Here is a 5,026-nt window from a genome sequence, read left to right on the forward strand (position 1 = left end):
AGTGGCTGCCCCACTACAAGCGTCATGACCCCCGCGATCTAATCGCCATGCTCGACACCTGGCTAGCCCACGACGTGGCCCAGGGGGGTGACCTGGCCGCAAGCCTGCGCCATATCACCGCCCGCACCGCCGTGGTGGCCGGTAGCCACGACCTCTACTTCCCCCTCGACGATCTGGCGGCCGATGCCGACTCGATCCCCGGCGCGGAACTGCACGTAGTCCACTCTGAGCTCGGCCACCGGGCCGGCAACCCCCACAGCAACCCGGCCGAGCAGCGGCAGCTGAGCCGCATCGTCGACACCCTCCTCCAGCAGCCATCCCATGTCTGACCTCTACCAGCAGGTGCAGGAACTGAACTTCCGGTTCCTGCTGATCTCCTTCACCGACCTGTTTGGCATCCAGCGGGCCAAGCTCGTGCCGGCTTCGGCTGTGGCGGAAATGGCCCGCGATGGGGCCGGCTTCGCCGGCTTTGCGGCCTGGCTGGATCTCTCACCCGCCGATGGCGACGTAATGGCGATCCCGGCGGCGGCCAGTCTCACCCCCCTGCCCTGGCAGCCGGAGGTGGGCTGGGTGGCAGCCGAGCTCCTGCTCAACGGCCAGCCGATGGCGCAATGTCCCCGCCGCCTGCTGCGCCGCCACCTGGAGCCCAGGCGGCATCAGCTACACGGGCAACAACCGCACCCACATGGCGCGTATCCCCGACAACCAACGTCTCGAGCTGCGCCTGCCCGACGGCTCGGCCCACCCCTATCTCTTGCAGGCAGCGATCCTGGCAGCCGGTCTCGATGGAATCGAACGTCAGCTTGACCCGGGCCCCCGCCACGACAACGACAACTACGCCCAGCCCCTCGGCCTGGATCAATGCCAGCGCCTGCCGGCCGACCTGGGTGAGGCCCTCACTGCATTCGCTGCCGATACGGCCCTGCGCCAGGGTTTGGGGGAGGAGTTCTGCCAGTCGTACGAACGGTTGCGGCGGCGCCAATGGGAGCAGCAGCGTGCCGAAGTGAGCCACTGGCAGCGGCGCACCGGTCTGGACGATTAGCCATGCGGTCTCAGAGCAGGTTCGCCGCCAGCTCGGCAAGTTCGCTGCGCTCACCGCGCAACAGGGTGACGTGGCCGGCCAGGTACTGGCCCTTGAAGCGCTCCACCAGCCAGGTGAGGCCGTTGCTCTCCGCATCCACGTAGGGATTGTCGATCTGGTAAGGGTCGCCGGTGAGCACGATCTTGGTGCCCTCGCCTACCCGGGTCACAATCGTCTTCACTTCGTGGGGGGTGAGGTTCTGGGCCTCATCCACAACCATGTACTGGCGGGGGATTGAGCGGCCGCGGATGTAGCTGATTGCCTCCACCTCCAGCAGCCCCATGCCCTTGAGGTCGGTCCAGTTGCTGCGGGTGCCCCGGTGGTGGCTGCTGCCCCGGCTGCTGCGGCCCTCTTCCTCCCCAGCGCCGCCCAGCAGATAGTCGAGGTTGTCGATGATCGGCTGCATCCAGGGGCCCATCTTCTCCTCGAGATCCCCGGGCAGAAAACCGATCTCCTTGCCGAGCGAAATCACCGGGCGTGTCACCAGCAGCCGCTCATAGAGCCGTTCATCGGCCACCTGGTGCAGGCCTGCCGCCAGGGCCAGCAGGGTCTTGCCCGTACCTGCCTTGCCCACCAGGGTGACTAGCTGGATGTCGGGATCGAGCAGCAGGTCCAGGGCAAAGGTCTGTTCCCGGTTGCGGGGCTGGATGCGCCCGAGCTTGGCCTTCGGGGCCCGTTGCAGGGGCTGAAGGGTCGAGGTCTTGGCGTTGAAGCGAGCAAGCAAGGTGTGGGCGGGCTGGAGCCGATTGACCAGGGTCACCCCTTCGTTTGCCAGCAGTGGGCTCTCGACCACCAAGCCCTCCACCGCCAGCCCAGGCGGATGCTTGACCTGATCCATCTGCTCGGCACTCACCCACAGCTCGCAGAAGCCGGGGTACAGATCGCCGATGTCGACCCGATCACTGGTGTAGTCCTGGGCGATCAGGCCAACAGCATCGGCCTTAATGCGCAGGTTGGTGTCCTTTGTGACCAGGATCACCGGTGGCTGGCTGCCCATCACCGCCTGCAAACGCTGCTCCTCAAGGGCCACCGCCAGGATGTTGTTATCCCCGTTGCCCCCCTTGAGCTCAGGCGGCAGCTGGCTGAGGGTTTCGCTGCGGCAGAAAACCACCTTGAGGGTTCCCCCCTGATCGCCGTTGGCCACCCCATCGGCCAGGTTGCCCTGGGTGCGCAGCCCATCAAGCAAGCGGGAAACCTGACGTGCGTTGCGTCCCTTCTCGGCTGGATCGCGCTTGAACCGGTCGATCTCCTCGACCACCTCGATCGGGATCAGGATGTGGTTGTCTTCAAAGCGGGTCAAGGCGGCGGGATCGTGCAACAACACGTTGGTGTCGAGCACGAAGGTTTTGCGCATGCCGGGCAGGGAGATCGCTATGGCGCGAAGCTAAAGCCAACTGCGCACTTACGCTCCAGCGGTTCTTGCCCAGTCGCAATTTGGCTCCCACGCCCATGGCCCTTTTCGCGTTGAAACTCCTGCTGGTGCTTGCCCTGCTGCTGGGGCTGACCCTGCTCTGGCTGGAACTGCGCCACCGCCTGCGTCCTGCCTCCCCATTGCGACTGCAGGCGGGGCCTTTCAAGGTGGAGGCCGGCGGGGCGGGCCTGGAGGTCAGCGGCACGATCACCCTCAGCAACCCCCACCAGCGGATGGAGGTGATGGTGCCCGAGATCGAGCTCAGACCCACCCTGCTCGGCCGGGGGGACCTGGGCGGCATCACGGTGAGTAGTCGGATCGAGGCGCTCCATCCGGATGAGGATTCCCGCCCGGACGGCTACTGGGCCGCCTACATCATCAAGGGGAACAAGAGCACCCAGGCCCGCATCCGCATCAGCCTCGGGGGCTCCGGGGGCCAGGCCCTTGACCCCGCCCTGCTCGACACCCTGTGGCTGGAGATTCTCTGGATCAACTACGGCCCCTTCGGGCGGCTGCAGCGCCGCGATGCCATTTTGGTACCCCTGCAGCAGCCTGTCCCGCTAACGGCTGAGGCAGCCCGTTGGCGCGAGGGCGATCGCTGCCGGGTACTGCCGGTGGGCACCCACCTGCTCGGCGTGCTGGACGAGCCCGAAGCCGTGCTGCGCCGTTATGCCGGCGGGCTTATTCAGCCCGGAGACGTGCTCACCATCGGCGAAACCCCCCTGGCGGTAATGCAGGGGCGCTACCAGCATCCGGCCAACCTGGCGCCCAGCATGTTGGCCCGCCTGCTCTGCCGGGTGTTCCATCCCACCAGCTCCCTGGCGACGGCCTGCGGCCTGCAAAGCCTGATAGACGTGGTCGGCCCGGCCCAGGTGCTGGGGGCCTGGATTGTCGGCCTGGGCCTCAAGCTGGTGGGCAGCAAGGGCTGGTTTTACCGCCTGGCTGGAGATCAGGCCCGCCTGATTGATGACATCACCGGCACCACCCCGCCCTACGACCAGACGATTGTGCTGGGCCCGCAGCAGCCCGCCGCCTTCTGCGCCGCCATGGCCCGCTGCCTCGGCGTGGCTGTGGCGGTGGTCGATGTCAACGACCTGGGCCGGGTCAAGGTGCTCGCCTCCAGCCCGAATTGCGATGAGGCACTGCTGGAGCGGGCCCTGAGGCCCAACCCGGCCGGCAATGCCAATGAGCGCACTCCCCTGGTGCTGGTGCGGCCAAGCTGAGGCCCCTTCCCGCCAGCGCCGATAGAGTGGGAGTCAAGGAGTCAGTGCCCGCCCACCATGCTCGGGATTCTGCAGCCGCCCACAGCCAGTTCGGCTTTGCCGCAGCGCCCCGAACCGGAGAGCTGGCGGCTTGAGCCCCTGGCCGGCTGGCACCTGCCCCTGCTCAATGGCCCTACCTTTTTGCCGCTGCAGCCCCTGCTACAGCGGGCGATCCTGTTGGGCCTACCCGAGCGGGTCCTGCACGCCCTGCGGGCCAGGCCTTCCCTGGCACCCGAGGTGTTGGTGGCCCTGAGCGGCCAAACCCCCCTTGGCCTGATCGTCACCCGGCGCCTCAACCGCAGCGGCAGCTGCTGGCAGATCGAGCACCTGCGGCTTGCCCCCGGCCCCGGCCATGCGGAACTAGCCGCCACCCTGGTGCGCCAGGCAATACAGCAGGCCAAGGAAGCGGTCAGCTGGATCGCCACCGCCTCGACCCTCGATGACGGCCGGCTGGCCATGTTGAGAGAGCAGGGCTTCCAGCCCCTGCGCACCGACCGGCTGTGGTGCTGGAGCACCCCCCCCGGCCAGAGCAGCTCCAGCTGGGCCCTGCCGGCCGACCTGCAACTCACCCCGCTGAACCGCCGCAGCGCCACCTTGCTCTGGCATCTGGAGCAGGCGGCCTGCCCGGCCCGGCTGAGGCAACTGCTGGATAGGCGCGTCGAAGATCTGCTCGATCAAAGCCGTGGCAGGGGCTGGATGCTGGTCGATGCCAGCCGGGAACAGGCAGTAGCTGCCGTGCGCTGGATCGGTGACCATCCCGGCGGCGGCCACGACGTGGAACTGAGCTTGCACCCGGGCTGGGAGCAACTGGTGGGCCCGGCCAGTGAGCTGCTGCTGCGCCAGATCCAGGCCAGGTTGGGAGGCCAATCCCCACTCTGGCTGCGCTGTGACCTGCGCCAGCAGGCTCTGCAGCAGTGGCTGGCCAGCCTCGGGGCCAGCGAAAGGGGTGAGCGGGTGCTGATGGCCCGCAGCGTCTGGCGACGCCAGGCGCTGCAGGCGCCCTCAAGGGCCGCCCGGGGCCTCGAAGCAATCCTGGAGCAGTGGCAGCCCCGCCGCCGCCCCCTGCCCACACCGACACCCCTGGCACCGCCCTAGTGGGGAGGCCTGCCCCCCAACCCCAGTCGGTGCTGGCCCTAGACGTGGGTCGCCGCCGCATCGGCCTGGCAGGTTGCGACCGCCTCGGGCTCACGGTGACCCCCCTGCCCCCCCTGGCCCGGGGAAGGTTCGCCCACGATCAAGACCACCTGGGCGAGCTGGTGCGCCAAAGGCAGG

General features: G+C 67.9%; 4 protein-coding genes and 2 pseudogenes. 5 read left to right on the plus strand and 1 reads right to left on the minus strand.

All coding sequences use genetic code 11. The features are described from left to right. Both KBZ15_RS18340 and KBZ15_RS18345 read left to right on the plus strand, forming a co-directional pair. Nucleotides 1-329 (plus strand): annotated as a pseudogene (locus KBZ15_RS18340) (homoserine acetyltransferase); the annotation flags it as partial. Next, a pseudogene (locus tag KBZ15_RS18345) lies at nt 322-1,042 on the plus strand (hypothetical protein). The pseudogenes KBZ15_RS18340 and KBZ15_RS18345, both read left to right, overlap by 8 nt. A gap of 10 nt (nt 1,043-1,052) precedes the next feature. Here KBZ15_RS18345 and KBZ15_RS18350 read toward each other — a convergent pair. After that, nucleotides 1,053-2,435 (minus strand): PhoH family protein, encoded by a 1,383-nt coding sequence (locus KBZ15_RS18350; RefSeq protein WP_254929922.1) that lies wholly within the window; start codon nt 2,433-2,435, stop codon nt 1,053-1,055. Nucleotides 2,436-2,530: 95 nt separating this feature from the next. Between KBZ15_RS18350 and KBZ15_RS18355 the strand changes: the two genes are divergently transcribed. From KBZ15_RS18355 to ruvX, 3 genes are all read left to right on the plus strand, one after another. Next, nucleotides 2,531-3,715, plus strand: a complete 1,185-nt coding sequence (locus KBZ15_RS18355; RefSeq protein ID WP_255016666.1) for a F420-0:Gamma-glutamyl ligase — start codon at nt 2,531-2,533, stop codon at nt 3,713-3,715. 57 nt (nt 3,716-3,772) lie between these two features. Further along, nucleotides 3,773-4,849: a hypothetical protein gene (locus tag KBZ15_RS18360; protein WP_255016667.1), complete on the plus strand. Its 1,077-nt coding sequence runs from the start codon at nt 3,773-3,775 to the stop codon at nt 4,847-4,849. Then, on the plus strand, nt 4,849-5,026 hold a 178-nt coding region (gene ruvX / locus KBZ15_RS18365; RefSeq protein ID WP_255016668.1), incomplete at its 3' end, for a Holliday junction resolvase RuvX. The genes KBZ15_RS18360 and ruvX, both read left to right, overlap by 1 nt.

The organism is Cyanobium sp. BA20m-p-22 (genome assembly GCF_024346275.1).
Lineage (GTDB): Bacteria > Cyanobacteriota > Cyanobacteriia > PCC-6307 > Cyanobiaceae > Cyanobium_A.

Bases quoted from the DNA above. Each gene is read 5' to 3' on its own strand.
- KBZ15_RS18350 (WP_254929922.1), bottom strand. From the start codon at position 2,435: ATGCGCAAAACCTTCGTGCTCGACACCAACGTGTTGTTGCACGATCCC.
- KBZ15_RS18355 (WP_255016666.1), top strand. From the start codon at position 2,531: ATGGCCCTTTTCGCGTTGAAACTCCTGCTGGTGCTTGCCCTGCTGCTG.
- KBZ15_RS18360 (WP_255016667.1), top strand. From the start codon at position 3,773: ATGCTCGGGATTCTGCAGCCGCCCACAGCCAGTTCGGCTTTGCCGCAG.